General features: G+C 71.6%; 12 protein-coding genes. 6 read left to right on the forward strand and 6 right to left on the reverse strand.

The annotated features are described in order from the left end of the window. Positions 1-317 precede the first annotated feature (317 nt). The 3 genes from MXD61_RS25895 to MXD61_RS25905 form a co-directional block, all read right to left on the reverse strand. Positions 318-689: a hypothetical protein gene (locus MXD61_RS25895; RefSeq protein ID WP_248816028.1), complete on the reverse strand. Its 372-nt coding sequence runs from the start codon at positions 687-689 to the stop codon at positions 318-320. A gap of 100 nt (positions 690-789) precedes the next feature. Further along, a complete protein-coding gene (locus tag MXD61_RS25900) occupies positions 790-993 on the reverse strand; it encodes a cold-shock protein (RefSeq protein ID WP_163547935.1) in 204 nt (67 codons plus the stop codon). Between the two features lie 209 nt (positions 994-1,202). Continuing rightward, the gene (locus MXD61_RS25905) at positions 1,203-2,153 is read right to left on the reverse strand and encodes a LysR family transcriptional regulator (RefSeq protein ID WP_248816029.1); all 951 of its coding nucleotides are present in this window, start codon (positions 2,151-2,153) and stop codon (positions 1,203-1,205) included. 74 nt (positions 2,154-2,227) lie between these two features. On the opposite strand from MXD61_RS25905, the gene MXD61_RS25910 reads away from it, so the two are divergent. The 4 genes from MXD61_RS25910 to MXD61_RS25925 all read left to right on the forward strand — a co-directional run bounded on the left by MXD61_RS25910 (position 2,228) and on the right by MXD61_RS25925 (position 6,573). Then, positions 2,228-3,166: a hypothetical protein gene (locus MXD61_RS25910; RefSeq protein WP_248816030.1), complete on the forward strand. Its 939-nt coding sequence runs from the start codon at positions 2,228-2,230 to the stop codon at positions 3,164-3,166. A 57-nt stretch (positions 3,167-3,223) separates the two neighbouring features. Beyond that, the gene (locus MXD61_RS25915; RefSeq protein WP_248816031.1) at positions 3,224-4,009 is read left to right on the forward strand and encodes an SRPBCC family protein; all 786 of its coding nucleotides are present in this window, start codon (positions 3,224-3,226) and stop codon (positions 4,007-4,009) included. Between the two features lie 279 nt (positions 4,010-4,288). Then, positions 4,289-5,371 carry an adenosine deaminase gene (gene add / locus MXD61_RS25920; protein WP_248816032.1) on the forward strand — a complete coding sequence of 361 codons (1,083 nt, stop codon included), beginning with the start codon at positions 4,289-4,291 and terminating at the stop codon, positions 5,369-5,371. 50 nt (positions 5,372-5,421) lie between these two features. Next, complete coding sequence (locus MXD61_RS25925) at positions 5,422-6,573, forward strand: glycerate kinase (RefSeq protein WP_248816033.1); 1,152 nt, start codon at positions 5,422-5,424, stop codon at positions 6,571-6,573. Here the strand turns inward: MXD61_RS25925 and MXD61_RS25930 are convergent. Beyond that, positions 6,570-7,367 (reverse strand): peptidoglycan-binding domain-containing protein, encoded by a 798-nt coding sequence (locus MXD61_RS25930; RefSeq protein ID WP_248816034.1) that lies wholly within the window; start codon positions 7,365-7,367, stop codon positions 6,570-6,572. The genes MXD61_RS25925 and MXD61_RS25930 overlap by 4 nt on opposite strands. Before the next feature lie 336 nt (positions 7,368-7,703). Between MXD61_RS25930 and MXD61_RS25935 the strand changes: the two genes are divergently transcribed. Further along, positions 7,704-8,825 carry a GNAT family N-acetyltransferase gene (locus MXD61_RS25935; RefSeq protein ID WP_248816035.1) on the forward strand — a complete coding sequence of 374 codons (1,122 nt, stop codon included), beginning with the start codon at positions 7,704-7,706 and terminating at the stop codon, positions 8,823-8,825. 372 nt (positions 8,826-9,197) lie between these two features. Then, positions 9,198-9,899 (forward strand): hypothetical protein, encoded by a 702-nt coding sequence (locus MXD61_RS25940; RefSeq protein WP_248816036.1) that lies wholly within the window; start codon positions 9,198-9,200, stop codon positions 9,897-9,899. 73 nt (positions 9,900-9,972) lie between these two features. Here MXD61_RS25940 and ahcY read toward each other — a convergent pair whose 3' ends face one another. Continuing rightward, entirely contained in the window at positions 9,973-11,409 is a 1,437-nt protein-coding gene (gene ahcY, locus MXD61_RS25945; RefSeq protein WP_248816037.1) for an adenosylhomocysteinase, read from the reverse strand. A gap of 186 nt (positions 11,410-11,595) precedes the next feature. Next, positions 11,596-14,271, reverse strand: a complete 2,676-nt coding sequence (locus MXD61_RS25950; protein ID WP_374629584.1) for an RND family transporter — start codon at positions 14,269-14,271, stop codon at positions 11,596-11,598. Between the last annotated feature and the right edge of the window lie 47 nt (positions 14,272-14,318).

Below are 14,318 nucleotides of genomic sequence, written 5' to 3' on the forward strand. Positions count from 1 at the left end.
GGCATCACCCTGATCGAGATGTCCCCCCGGCGCGACAGCCTTGAGGACCGCTACCAGGGCCTCGTCACCGCGGCCCGGGGGGGGCGCGCGGCGCCCCCCCCCCCCCCCCCCCCCCCGCCGGCGGCGCCCCCCCCCCCCCCCCCCCCCCCACCGCCGCCCACCTGGTGCTGCAGTGGTGCATGCACTCGTTCTGCCTGGGTGTGGGCTGGTGCCGCGAGCGCTGGATCGCCTCGGCGAGCTGCCCGATTCGTCGATGCGCAACCATCGGTTGCTCATGGGGTCCGGAGCTCGGGTGGAGCTCGGGTTCGCCTGCCAGGTCAGGCTGCGGTGGCCCGGCGCCAGACGAGGCCCAGGGTGAACGGGTGGCCGAGGAAGCGGCCCCACGTCGGCTTGGTGTCGAGCCAGGACTCGTCGATCACGTTCTCCCGCATCTCCGCGAGCGTCCAACCGGTGGCGAGACCGGCCGTGACCTGGTCACTGGCCAGGTGGACGTGGGTGATGATCGCCCGAGACGAGCCGGACGCGTCGTCATAGTGGGTGGGCATCCCGGACGTGATGATGAAGTGCGGGTGGAAGCGGTCCATGATGTCCTCGACCGTGCGGTCGTACGTCGCCGACCATTCGTTGTAGCCGGTGCGGACGTCGACGGTCGGGTAGCCCCGCTGGTCGAACTGGACGAAGGTGAGCACCCGCGCAGTATCGCCGCAGGTCGACGTGCCCTCAACGGACTTTCGGCGCGTGACCCGGGGTGGGGCCACGCGCCGAAAGGAAGATCACATGGTGCGACGGTCAGGCGGGACTCACGTTGTCCGCCTGCGGTCCCTTCTGGCCCTGCACGATCTCGAACTGGACGCTCTGGCCCTCATCCAGGGACTTGTAGCCGTCGGCCACGATCGAGGAGTAGTGGACGAACACGTCCGGGCCGCCGCCGTCGACGGAGATGAATCCGAAGCCCTTCTCCGCGTTGAACCACTTGACGGTACCCTGCGCCACGATGCTTTCTCCTTGCCGCGCTCCCGGTGTGCGTCCTTCGCATACCGGCTTCGCACCAGGCCGCGATCCGTTCCGCGGTCTGGTCGTGCCGTTCTCTGCGTAGGTCACGCACCGAGAAACCAGCAACACCTCAAGCCTACCCCGTGGCAGGTGCGCCGCGCCGGACCAGCGCTTGTCCGCTTCTGGTCCACTCGCCCCGCTGTGCCCCGCTACGCTCCCGCGAAAACGGCCGCCACAGCCAGTGCCGCCGGGCCGGACCGGCCGGTACTCAGCAGTTCCTGGCGAAATGTCACCGCCGCGCCCCCGGCCGCCAGCCCACCGGCGCGTGGCCGCGTCCGCGCCCCGCGGGTCGGCAGCGCCGCGGCGCGGACCGGCACGGCGACCAGCGACGTCCGCTCCGGTGGCAGCGCCCGTGGTGGCAGCAGCGTCAGCCCCTGGCCGGCGGCGACCAGCGCCAGCAGCCCCTGGACGTCCGGGCCGGTCAGGTGCAGGCGCGCGCGGAACCGTCGCTCGTTGGTCAGCGTGCGCAGTAGGGCCAGCCCGCAGCCCGCCTCGGGTGCGTCGATCCAGCCGGCGTCGACCAGATCGGCGAGGCGTACGTCGGGTCGTCCGGCGAGGGGATGATCCGCGGGCAGGATCACGGCGACTGGTTCCTCGACCATCCCCACCGCCCGGATGGGCCCCACCTCGGGTAGCCGCAGTGGATCGCCGCTGGTGGCGAGCCCAACAGCAACGCCGAGGTCGACGTCCCCGCGGGCGACCGCGGTGGCCACCGCGGTGGAGCCCGCGACGACCACGCGCACCTCCAGACGGGGAAAGTCGGGCCTGACCTGTTCGAGCACGGTGGCCAGTCGGTCGGCGGCGAGCGGGTGGACGGCAACGGTCAGCAGTTCGGACGGCGTGCCCGCGGCCCGGGTGACGTCGGTGCGCGCCGCGGACAGTCGCAGCAACAGCGGTGTGGCGTGTTCCAGCAGTCGGGCACCGGCCTCGGTCACCGCCACCGAGGGCCGACGATGCAGCAGGACGACACCGAGGTCGGACTCCAGCGCCGCGATCTGCTGTGACACCGCCGACTGGGTGTAGCCGAGGCTGTGGGCGGCGGCGGAGAAGGAGCCCGCCGCCGCGACCGCGACGAAGGTGCGCAGCTGCTGCGGATCCACATTATCAGTATTACTGATGGCGGATGCCGGAATTATCGTTGGATCTGATGTCCGCCGCCCCGGACCATCAGGGCATGCCGCTGTCCTCATCGCCCGCCGCCACCGCCACCGCGACCTCCGCCTCCGCCTCCGCCTCCGCCGGCGAGCCCGTCGTCCCGCCTCGAGCCGGGGCCGCGCCCTACGCCCGGGTGGCCCTGGTCGGGGACCGTAGCGCCGAGGTCGCCGCGCACGCCCGTATCCCGGAACTGCTCGAGGCGCTGCGCCTGCGCGATGGTCTGCCGCTGGACGTCTACTGGATCCCGACCGACGAGATCCTCCCCGTCCCAACCGCCGGCTCCTCGGCCGACCGCCTCCCGACTGGCCTGGCCGTGTCCGACCAGGCCGCGTCCGCCGGGTTCCTGGCCGGGTTCGACGGAGTCTGGCTGGTGCCGGGCAGCCCGTACGTCAGCGAGGCGGGTGCGCTCGCGGCGGTCCGGACAGCCCGCGAGCAGGGCATCCCCCTGCTCGGGACCTGCGGTGGGCTGCAGCATGTAGCCCTGGAGTTCGCCCGGTCGGTGTGCGGTCGCCCGGATGCGGCCCACGCCGAGAACGATCCGAGCGCCACCGCGCCCCTGATCGTCCCGATCGCCTGTGCGCTGGACGGTCATGAGGGCGTCGTCCTGGTCACCCCGAACTCGCTCGCCGAACGGCTGATCGGCGCGGACCGCACGGTCGGGCGTTACTACTGTTCCTACGGCATCAATCCGTCCGACACCGGCCTGCTGCTGGCGCACGGACTGCGCTTCAGCGGCGTCGACGAGACCGGCGAGGTGCGGGTCCTGGAGCTGCCCGGTCATCCGTTCTTCCTGGCCACGCTGTTTCAGCCGGAACTCGGTTCGGACGCGGGACGGGTGCATCCGGTCATCCGCGGCTTCGCCGAGGCCGCGGTCGCCCGCGCGGCCGCCCGGCGTGTCGCCGCGCGCGGCGCCTCGGGTCCGGCGTCCATCTGGGGACCCGGCTCGCAGGTGTGTTAGTCGAACGGGCGCGGGGATGAGCGTCATGTCTGCAACTCGCGATGAACGGGAGGAAGCATGGCGAGCACGGTTCAGGAAACGATCGAGGTCCACGTCCCGATTCGCACCGCTTACAACCAGTGGACGCAGTTCGAGTCCTTCCCGAACTTCATGGATGGGGTGGAGTCGATCGCACAGCTCGACGACACCCACACCCACTGGAAGATCAAGGTCGCCGGCCAGGAACGCGAGTTCGACGCGACCATCACCGAGCAGCTGCCCGACGAGCGGGTGGCGTGGAAGAGCACCGGCGGCACGGATCACGCCGGGGTCGTGACCTTCCACCGCCTCACCGACGATGACACCCGGGTGACCGTCCAGCTGGACTGGCAGCCCGACGGCCTCGCCGAGAAGGCGGGTGCGCTTCTTGGCGCCGACGACCGCCGGGTCAAGGCTGACCTGCGCAAGTTCAAGTCGTTCATCGAGCACCGTGGGAGCGAGACGGGTGCGTGGCGCGGTGACGTCGCCCGCCCGGACGCCGCTGGCGGCGCTGACGGCGCTGACAGGTACGAGGCGGGTGCGGCCGGTCGTGGCTACACCGATCGGGCGGGTGACCCGAGCTCGGGTGACGCCGTGGGCGGATCGGGCTACGCCGACCCGACCGGCGGCTCCGACTACGCCAACCCGACCGGCGCTCCGGACCACGACCGCCCGGCGGGTGGTTCCGGTTCCGGCTATGGCTCCCCGGCCGGTGGTTCCGGCTATGGCTCCACGGGTCCCGCGGGCGGTACGGACTACCGCGAGCCTGGCCCGACCGGGCAGGCGGGACCGCGGACGCCGGGTAGCGCCGCCGGCGGCTGGTGACCTGGCACCGCACGGACTTCACGGCGAATCTGAGGGCGTGGCAGGACGGACCCCCGTCCCGCCGCGCCCTCGCCATGTGCGGGTAGCGCGGCACCCCGGCCCTTCGGTCGGGCTCGGAGCCCGGGTCGCTTTCCGGCGTGGTCTCTGACCTGGTTCCGGGGGCGGGGTGGGTCCCGTACCCTCCAACTGGGCGAGTGAGCGGTGGTGGGCCGCCGCATCGGGTCGCGAGGACGCGTCGGGCCTCGTGGCGGTGTCACACCGCGAGGAGGAGGGGCATCCATGCGTGATCTGCGGACTCTGCCCAAGGGCCACCTGCACCTGCACTTCGAACTGGCGATGCGCCCGTCCACGCTGGCGGACCTGGCCGCGAACGCGGGGCTGCCCACACCACGGACCTCGGGTTTCACCGAGTTCGGCGGCTTCGGCGAGGTGATCGGCGGGATTCTGCCGCTGTTTCGCGGCCCGGCCGACTTCGAGCGGCTCGTCGACGAGATGGTCAGCGACGCCGCGGCCGAGGGCATCGTCTACCTCGAACCCAGTTTCTGGCCGTACGCCCACCCCGAGGTGTTCGGGAGCGCCGACGAGGCGTGGGAGACCGTTCTGGGCCGTTCGGAGCAGGCCGGCGCGCGCCACGGTGTCACCGTCCGCTGGATGGCCGCGGTCGACCGGGTGTTCGACTCCCCCGAACGGGCGGTGGAGGTGGCCCGCACGGCCGTGCGTTACGCCGACCGGGGCATCGTCGCCCTGGGCCTGCACAACGACGAGAACGGCTGGCCGCCCGAGCCGTTCGAGGCGGCCTTCCGGCTCGCGGTCGACGCCGGGCTGAAATCCACCCCGCACGCCGGTGAGCTCGACGGGCCGGCGTCCGTGCGGGGGGCGATCACGAAGCTGGCCGCCGACCGGCTGCAGCACGGGGTGCGGGCGATCGAGGATCCGGCGCTGGTCGACGAGCTGCGCGAACGCGGCATCTGCCTGGACGTCTGCCCGACCTCGAACGTGCTGCTCTCGGTCGTCCCGTCGCTGGCCGAGCATCCCCTGGCGGCGCTGGTGCGCGCCGGTGTGCGCTGTTCGATCAATGCCGACGATCCACTGCTGTTCGGCCCCAACTGCCTGGACGAGTACGAACTGTGCCGCCGCGAGCTGGGACTGACCGACGACGAACTCGCCGAATGCGCCCGCAGCTCGGTGCGCTCCGGTGCGGCGCCGGACGCGGTGCGTGACGCGGCACTCGCCGGGATCGACGCCTGGCTCGCCGCGCCCGCCGACCTTCCCGCGCAGCCCGCCGCCCCGTCGGTCCTGTCGGTCCCGTCCGTCCCCTCGGTCTCGTCCGCCCCGTCGGTCGCCGAGGGCGGCCGTCGGTGAACTCCGACCGGCAGTCGATGGTCGTCGCGGGGCACTGAGCGTGCCAGGTCATGATCGATAGCGGTCGGGGCCGGTCGTGGCGGGTGGTGATCGCGCCCGATTCGTTCAAGGGGTCGGCGAGTGCCACCGAGGTCGCGGCGACACTGGCGCGCGGATGGCACTCGCGCCGTCCACAGGACGAGATCGTGACGTTGCCGATCGCCGACGGCGGTGAGGGAACGCTGGATGTCTTCGCCGCGACGGTGCCCGGGGCCAGCCGGCGGTCGCTGCGGGTCACTGGTCCGGATGGGCGAGGCCACGACGGCGAATGGCTGGCCCTGCCGGGGGATGTCGCGGTGGTCGAGCTCGCCGCGGTGAGCGGACTACCGCTGATGCGTACCCCGGACCCGTTGGGCGCCCAGACCATCGGCGTCGGGCAGGCGCTCGCGGCGGCGCTGCGCGAGGGGGCCAGGCAGATCCTGGTCACGCTGGGGGGGTCGGCATCCACCGACGGCGGCACCGCGGCGCTGAGCGTGCTGGGTGCCGGGTTCACCGATGCCGCCGGTGGGGTGCTGCCGCCTGGCGGGGGCGCTCTGGTCACTCTGAATCAGATCGATCTCGCCCGTCTGGTCCCCCCGCCCGCCGGGGGAGTGCGCTGCCTTGTCGACGTCGACGCCCCCCTGCTGGGGGATGCCGGTGCCGCGGCCGTCTTCGGCCCGCAGAAGGGGGCGACCGCCGCCGACGTGGACCGGCTGGCCGCGGGGCTGACCCGGCTGGCCGGGTTGCTCGGTGGTGATCCGAGGGCGCCGGGTGCGGGTGCCGCGGGTGGCACGGCCTACGGTCTCGCCGCTGCCTGGGGCGCGCAGCTGGTCTCGGGCGTCCAGACGATCATCGAGGTGGCTGGCCTGCCCGGTGCGCTGGACGACGCGGACTGGGTGGTGACCGGGGAGGGCCGTTTTGACCAGACGTCCCTGCGCGGGAAGGTCGTCGGTGGCGTACTGGCGCTCGCGCGGCGGCGGGGGGTGCCGGTTCTGGTCGCGGCAGGGCAGGTTGACGCCCCCCGTCCGGAGGGGGTCATCGGGGAGGCCGCGCTGGCGGGACTCGCGGGCGGGGTCACGGCGGCCATGGCGGATCCGCACCGGTGGCTGCGGGCGGCGGGTGCCGAACTGGCCGCGCGGGCCGAGCACGGTCACGACGCCGGGCGCCGCCACCGGGGGATCTAGACGGTGCGGTTGAGGCCGGTCAGGATCCAGCCGAGTTTGCGCCAGGTGGTGGGGCCGCAGACGCCGTCGTCGGGGATGCGGCCGAACCACTGCGAGGCGTACCGCTGCAGGGAGGCCACCCGGGCGGTGGTGCGTGGCCCGTACGTGCCATCCGGGGGCAGCCGGTTGGGATCGCCGGTGGGTGCCTCATGGCCGAAGGCGATGTTCAGCGCGTTCTGGAGTTCGGCGACGTCCGGACCGGTCATGCCCTCGCGCAGGGTGGGCCGGCGGGCGTAGCGGTCGCGGGGATCAGCGGTGAGGGCCGTCCGGCCGGTGGCCAGGGAAAGGATGTCACCGCGGCGGTTCGCGCGAATATCCCCAGGGCATTCATGGCCGCCCCAGGCGGTGCCGCCCATCCGGTGGGTGCCTATACCGTGGCCGTCCGGCGAGTCGGTGATCTCCGCTCGCCAGCCGAACTCCTGCATTCCCCAACGGAAGAGTTCGGCCAGTCGGGTGACCTGAATCGGGGTGTAGTCCTCGGTGGGGTATCCCTCGCATTCGCACGAGATCCAGTACGGGTTTCCGGCGGCCTGCGCCCACGCCCGTTGGTCACATCGCACGTACTGTTCGAGGTCTCCGTTGCGGGAGAGCCACAGATGTGAGCTGACCTGGCTGGCCGAGCTGTCGAACCAGGAGAACAACGAACCGTTCCCGACCTGGACGTGGGGGATGAGGCCACGGGTGGGCTGCACCATCAGCCCGGAGGTGTTCCGCACGGGCCGGTACCGCGCCGGCGGATAAAGGGTCGCCGCCATCGTCAGCAGCCCTTTCGCGCACAGCTGTCGTCACGCCGGGTTGTTGATTGGAAACTCACGATGCCGGTTGCTTCCTCTTCGTGCGAGTGTGGTCGCATCGGCCGATGCCGTCCCGTTTCTATCTGGTTCGCCGCGCGCGCCGGGATACCCGGGGTCCGTAGATGTCATTCCGTGTCCGTACGGATCCATAGCGGGACCGTTCGGTGGCCATCGGTCGATCTGGGCAGGATGCCCGGCTCGCCCGGTCCGGGAAACCCGTCCGTCGGGCGAAAGCGGTCCCCGTCCTGGTTGGGGCGCCTAAACTGCCGCACTGTGCCCGGTGACCGACCCACGAGCGTGGCCATCGTCGCGGGAACACCGCCGAGCGCGGTGCTCGAGCTGCGCACGACGGTGTTCGTCGACGAGCAGGGCGTGCCGGCCGAGCACGAACTGGATGGTCGAGACGGCGACGCCGACCACGCTGTCGTGTTCGACGCGGCGGGCCGGGCGCTGGCCACCGCGCGCCTGCTGGACCCGGGGCCACGCACCCTCGGCGCGCAGCCGGTGGGCATCATCGGACGGGTCGCCGTCGACGGCGCATGCCGCGGGCAGGGCCTCGGTCTCGCCGTCACCACGGCGTTGACGGAGCGAGCCCGCGAACGTGGCCTGCCCGCCGTGGAACTGCACGCCCAGCTCCAGGTCGCCGACTTCTACGCGCGGCTGGGCTATCGCGTCATCGCCGAACCCGATATCGAAGCCGGCATAGAACATGTCTGGATGCGCCGCGACCTCGCGCCCGGACTGCGTCAGGCCCGCGCCGAGGACGTTCCCGCGCTCCGCAGGCTGATGGACGTGGGCAGGCTGATGGACGTGGGCAGGCTGATGGACGTGGGCAGGCTGATGGACGTGGGGCAGCCCGCGGCATCGGGCATCACCCGGGCGGCGGCACCCGGCGGGCCCGCCCACCCGCCTCCGGTCGGGCAACCCCACCTGGCGGCACCCGGGGGGCTGCCGCACGCGATGTGGATGATCCCGGGACGGGCGGACGATCCCGATCCGGCCGGGCGGGTGCTGGCCTGTGTCGCGGTGCGCCGCCACGAGGAGCCGGCCGGGCTCCCGTCGCCGTCGGTGGCCGAGGTGACGGGGCTGTGGGTGGCGCGGTCAGCGCGCCGGCAGGGCCTGGGGACGACCCTGGTGCGGGTGTGCGAACGGGCCGTCCGACAGTGGCGGAGCAGTCAGACGCAGGCCAGCCCGCCCGTCCGGCCCGCGCTGGCCCCGCCGACAGCGCCGGTGGTGCAGGTGGTGTTGTGGTGCGACGAGCGGTCCGTCGCCGTCCACCAGTTCTGGCGGCGGCTGGGGTACGTCCCCACCGGACGATCCCGGGCCTGTCCGAGTGCTGTCGCCATGGTCGAGATCGAGCTTCGTCGATCGGTGCCACACCGGCTACCCGGACGGCCGGCGCGGCCGTCGGCATCCTGACCGTTCACCTGGCACAACGCCGGATCCCACGGTTCGGTGATCCGGACCGGACACGGACCGCTGTTCGAGGAGCAGGCCCGGTTTCCGGACGTGACCCCGCGATCCGGCCGAATGCGCGGCCCCGTCCGGGGGGCGTGGCCGAGACGAATCACCCCGCCGGCACCCAACACATCGCCAACTACCGCTATCCTTGCGACCGATTGCTGTTGTATTTACGGGAATCCCGCTCCAAAGGAGCGGAAACAGGTGTGTCGGTACACGTGGACCGTCGCGCCGACGGGCGTTGGGTGCCCGGGTTCAACAAGGAGGCATTCAATGCCGTTTGCCGTGTCGTCGCGTCACCGTCGCAGGCCGGAGCAGCCTGCCGCGGGCGTGGCATCGCAGGATTCCGTCGACGTCCATGCTCCCGGCCAGGGGTTTCGGGCCGGTGCCCGGTTCGGAGTTCGTGCTACGGGGCCGTCCGGGGGGCGCCGCCGGGTCCGCGCCATCATGGCCGCGACGGGCACCGCGCTCACCCTGACCGGGCTGGTCGCACTGGGGGGTGCGGCACCCGCTCAGGCCGGCGGGGAGAGCTGGGCCCAGTGCCCGAGCAACGAGGTGATCAGCATCACCGCACCGCCGGAGCCGGGCTGGCCGTCCGACGGGATGACGCTGCTGGCCGCCGGTTACTACGCGCACATCGCGCAGGCCTGGCCGCCCACCACCTCGCTACTGTGCCGCACGAAGGCCGGGGGTGGCGCGGCGGTGGGGCAGCCGCCGATCAGGATCGAGCAGCTGAGCTGCCCGAACGGTCAGGTGACCTTCGGCGTGCCGCGGCCGAAGATCGCCGGTGGCAACGGTGTGGATGGTCCGCCCGTCCAGTGGGGCACCTACCTGCCCGAGGGCTGGTACGACCTGTCGGCCACCGCCAATGACCCCGGCTGGACGCCCGTGTGCTGGTCGCAGACCAACCGCACGGCGACCAGGCCCGCGCCGGCTCCGGCGGCGGCCCCGGCTCCCGCCGCCAGGCCGGCTCCGGCCCCGGCCCCTGCTTCGGTGCCGGCCACCTCGGCCGCCCCCGCGCGGGCCAGCTGACAGTCGGTTCCGCCGATCAGCGGCCGGCCGTCCATGGCAGCGGAATCAGCTGTGGACGGCCGACCGCGGGCGATCAGTAGCGGTAGTGGTCCGCCTTGTACGGGCCCTCGAGCGGCACGCCGATGTAGTCGGCCTGCTGCTTGGTGAGGGCGGTGAGCTTGACGCCCAGCGCCGACAGGTGCAGGCGGGCGACCTTCTCGTCCAGGTGCTTGGGCAGCACGTAGACGCCGATCGGGTAGCTCTCGGTCTTGGTGAACAGCTCGATCTGCGCGATCACCTGGTTGGTGAAGCTGTTCGACATGACGAAGCTCGGGTGGCCGGTGGCGCAGCCGAGGTTCATCAGGCGGCCCTCGGCGAGCACGATGATCGAGTGCCCGTCCGGGAACACCCACTCGTCGACCTGCGGCTTGATGTTGATCTTCTCGATGCCGGGGGTCTTCGCGAGACCGGCCATGTCGATCTCGTTGTCGAAGTGCCCGATGTTCGACACGATCGCCTGGTGCTTCATCGCGGCCATGTGGTCCGCGCGGATGATGTCGAAGTTGCCCGTGGTGGTGACGAAGATGTCGGCGATGCCGACCACGTCCTCGAGGACGTCGACCTGGAAGCCGTCCATCGCCGCCTGGAGCGCACAGATCGGGTCGATCTCGGTGACGATGACCCGGGCGCCCTGGCCGCGCAGCGCGTCCGCACAGCCCTTGCCGACGTCCCCGTAGCCGGCGACGACGGCGACCTTTCCACCGATCAGGACGTCGGTGGCCCGGTTGAGACCATCGATGACCGAGTGGCGGCAGCCGTACTTGTTGTCGAACTTCGACTTCGTCACCGAGTCGTTGACGTTGATCGCCGGGAACGCGAGCGTGCCGGCCTTCGCCATCTCGTAGAGCCGGTGGACGCCGGTCGTCGTCTCCTCGGTGACGCCCTTGATGGTGCTGGCGGCCTCGGTCCAACGGCCGGGACGCTCGGCGATCGTGCGCCGCAGCGTCTCGAGGATGATCGCGTACTCCTCGTTGTCCGACGGGTCGGTCGCGGGTACCGCGCCGGCCAGCTCGAACTGCGCACCCTTGTGGACGAGCAGGGTCGCGTCCCCACCGTCATCGAGGATCATGTTCGGGGCGCCACCGTCCGGCCAGGCCAGCGCCTGGTCGGTGCACCACCAGTACTCCTCCAGGCTCTCGCCCTTCCAGGCGAAGACCGGGACGCCCTGCGGGTCGTCCTTGGTGCCGTTCGCCCCGACGACGACCGCGGCGGCGGCGTGGTCCTGGGTGGAGAAGATGTTGCAGGAGACCCAGCGGACGTCCGCGCCGAGGGCCACCAGGGTCTCGATGAGCACCGCGGTCTGGATCGTCATGTGCAGGGAGCCCATGATCCGCGCGCCCGCGAGCGGCTGGCTGGCCGCGTATTCGGCGCGTGTGGACATCAGCCCGGGCATCTCGTGCTCGGCAAGCCGGATCTCTTTGCGGCCGAACTCGGCCAGCGCGAGATCCGCGACCTTGAAGTCGAAACTCATGCCCTCTCCTTCGACGCTCGGATGGCTGCCGAGCCTGGGGAATCGGCGTCTCGTCGCCGAGAACACCTGACCTGAGCGTGCCACATGCCGAAGGCGGAGCGAAGACCCGGGCCAGGGTCCTTCACCCCGTCACCCTCTGCTCCCCGCTTTTACCGTCCGTCACCATTTACCGTTCCCGGACGGTCATTACCGTTTCTGGGGGACGATCGGAGCGCCGGACGCCGCGGCCGGGACGGCGGCCGCGGCGGTGGAAGCGCCCTCGGGGGTACCGCCGGGGGTGGTGCCGGCGGAGCCGCGGTGGACCCAGTGGTGCTCGTCCGCCCAGACGAGCAGCGGGGGCAGGACGACGAGGGCGGACAGCAGCGCGACGGCGACGTTGAGGGCGACCAGAAGGCCGAAGTCGCGAAGAAGGGGCAGGGAGCTGAAGGCGAGGACGCCGACACCGATGACGGCGGCCAGGGCCGAGACGGCGAAGGCGCGTCCGGTGCGGCCGGCACTGGTCTCCGCCGCCTCCCGGGGCCCAAGGCCACGGGCACGTTCCTCAAGGTGACGATAGATCAGCAGAGTGGTGAACTCGGTGCACAGAGCGACGATCAGCGGCCCGCTGACGGCGGTCAGCGGGCTGAGGTCGACTCCGATGGCCAGCGCGATCAGCGAGCTCAGGCCGACGGCGATCAGGACCGGCACGAGCGAGAGCACCGCCCGGACCAGGCTGAGATGGCACAGCAGCAGCAGCACGAACACGGCGATGAGCGCGTAGTAGGTGAGCTGGGTGCGGTTGTTCTGGAAGGACGCGACCAGGCCGGTGCCGATCACGGCGAGGCCGGACGGGGTCGCCGTGATGCCGGCGGGCGGATGGGTGTTCGTCCGGATGTCGTCGACGACGGCGGCGCGGCGTTCCAGCGAGCCCGAGCCCGTCCGCAGGACGATGTTCATGGCGCCCATGTCAAGGTTGACCGTGCTGCGCTGGATGTCCGGCGGGGCGACGGCGTAGGCGGCGCGGATGTCCTGACCGGTGGGCATCACGATCGAGGTGTTCGGCACCTCGAGCAGGTAGCTGACGATCGTCACCAGGCTGCTGGCGTCGACGAGGTCGGCCGAGTGCGTCGAGAGCTGCCGGTTGGCGAACTGGCCGACGAAGGACGCGGTGGCGTCGTCGAAGACGTTCGGCGAGCGGACGAAGACCCCGAGCTCACTGGCCGAACCGGCGCGCGCCCGCAGAATACCGATGTCCTTGATGACCTGGCTGTCCTGGTTGACCCATTTCTCCGGGTCGGTCTGCACGGTCAGCCTGCCGTCCGCGACGATGCCCCCGGCGAAGATGGCCACCGAGGCCAGGACCAGCGGGATCGCGGTGATCTGGGGCAGCCCGCCGAGGCGGATGATCGTCCGGCCAAGGGGGCCGTGGGTGTAGTCGCCCGCGGGTGTGGGGCGGTGGCGCTCGCTGGTGTCCAGGGCGAGGACGAGGAGCAGGGCGGTGGCGATCACGATGACCGGCAGGCCGATCGCGAGCAGCGTGCCGAAGTCCCGGATCATCGGGACCTCGCTGAACTGCAGTGCGCAGAACGACAGCACGGCGGCGATGGTCGCCACCAGCAGGGCGCGGCGCAGTCCCCGCCACGCGGCGGCGACCGGATGGCCGCGGCGGTCGAGCTGCGACTCCTCCTCGATGCGGCTGTGAAGCTGCACGGCGAAGTCGATGCCGACGCCGAGCAGCACCGGCAGGCCGGCGATGGTCACCACCGACAACGGCACCCCGATGTATCCGGCCAGGCCGAACGCCCAGATCAGGCCGACCGCGACGACGGCGAGAGGCAGCAGACGGAACCGGACGGCGAACGCGGCGAGCAGCAGCCCGGCCATCAGCGCCAAGGAGATCACGCCCAGGGTGAGGAAGCCACCCCGCAGGTAGTTGTTGATGTTGCGAAGCAGGACCGGTGAGCCGGTGGTCAGCACCGACGCGTGGTCGAAGGTCTCGCCGGCGATGGCCCGCTCGACGATGTGGGCACCATCACCCTGTTCACGCAGGGACGCGTTGCCGGTCAGCCGAGTGATCATCTGCGCCGTCGAGGTGGACGGGAAGAACGGGCGCAGCGACTTGCGGATCGCACCGGTGTTGTCGTGGAGCAGGATGTCGATCCAGGCGGGGTTGCCCAGCGTGCGGGCGGCCACCGGGATGGCCTGGACGCGGGCGAGGGTGCGCAGCGAGTCGGCGAGGCGCCGGTCGGCCGAGTCCCTGTCGGTGTCCCGCGCCTGCGCGCCGAGCAGCATCTTCGCCGCCGGGCTGGTCAGCGGGTCGCCGCCGGTACCGCGCACCAGGTTGTCGGTGAACTCCAGCGCGGTCAGCGGGGTGATGACCGAGGAGATGTGCGGGTCGGCGTCGAGGTCGCGCTGCAGCTTGCGGAACTGGGCGATGTTGCGTGGGGTGAACAGGTCCGCGGTGTGACTGCCCGGCGCCACCGTGAACAGCGTGATCATCGCCTCGCCACCGAACAACGACTGGTACTCGACGTTGTCCTTGGCGATGCGGGAGTCACTGTTGAGGTAGTTGTCCTGGCTGGTGGTGAACTCCAGGCGGGTCAGGCCGAAGCCGAGGATCGCCGTGACGATCAGGGCCGCCACGGCGGCGAGACCGGTGCGCCGTCCGGCCGACCCGCTGCCCGGGGCCGACCCACCTGGCGGGGCCGACCTACCTGGGGCCGACCCGCCTGTCGGGGCCGACCCGCCTGTCGGGGCCGACCCGCCTGTCGGGGCCGACCCGCCTGTCGGGGCCGGCGCGGCTGTCGGGGCCGGCACACCGGGTGGAGCGGACGCGCCGAGTGGGGCCGGCGAGTCGCCAGCCGAACTGGTGTTCTGGGACATCAGGCACGCTCCGGAGTCAACAGTGGCCCCCGGAACAGCGCGCACTG

The sequence above is a fragment of the Frankia sp. AgPm24 genome (assembly GCF_023243055.1).
Taxonomy (GTDB): Bacteria; Actinomycetota; Actinomycetes; order Frankiales; family Frankiaceae; genus Frankia; species Frankia umida.

Excerpts from the sequence above, each read along its gene's own strand:
- MXD61_RS25910 (WP_248816030.1), top strand. The coding sequence starts at position 2,228 with ATGCCGCTGTCCTCATCGCCCGCCGCCACCGCCACCGCGACCTCCGCC.
- MXD61_RS25915 (WP_248816031.1), top strand. The coding sequence starts at position 3,224 with ATGGCGAGCACGGTTCAGGAAACGATCGAGGTCCACGTCCCGATTCGC.
- add (WP_248816032.1), top strand. The coding sequence starts at position 4,289 with ATGCGTGATCTGCGGACTCTGCCCAAGGGCCACCTGCACCTGCACTTC.
- MXD61_RS25925 (WP_248816033.1), top strand. The coding sequence starts at position 5,422 with ATGATCGATAGCGGTCGGGGCCGGTCGTGGCGGGTGGTGATCGCGCCC.
- MXD61_RS25930 (WP_248816034.1), bottom strand. The coding sequence starts at position 7,367 with ATGGCGGCGACCCTTTATCCGCCGGCGCGGTACCGGCCCGTGCGGAAC.
- ahcY (WP_248816037.1), bottom strand. The coding sequence starts at position 11,409 with ATGAGTTTCGACTTCAAGGTCGCGGATCTCGCGCTGGCCGAGTTCGGC.
- MXD61_RS25950 (WP_374629584.1), bottom strand. The coding sequence starts at position 14,271 with ATGTCCCAGAACACCAGTTCGGCTGGCGACTCGCCGGCCCCACTCGGC.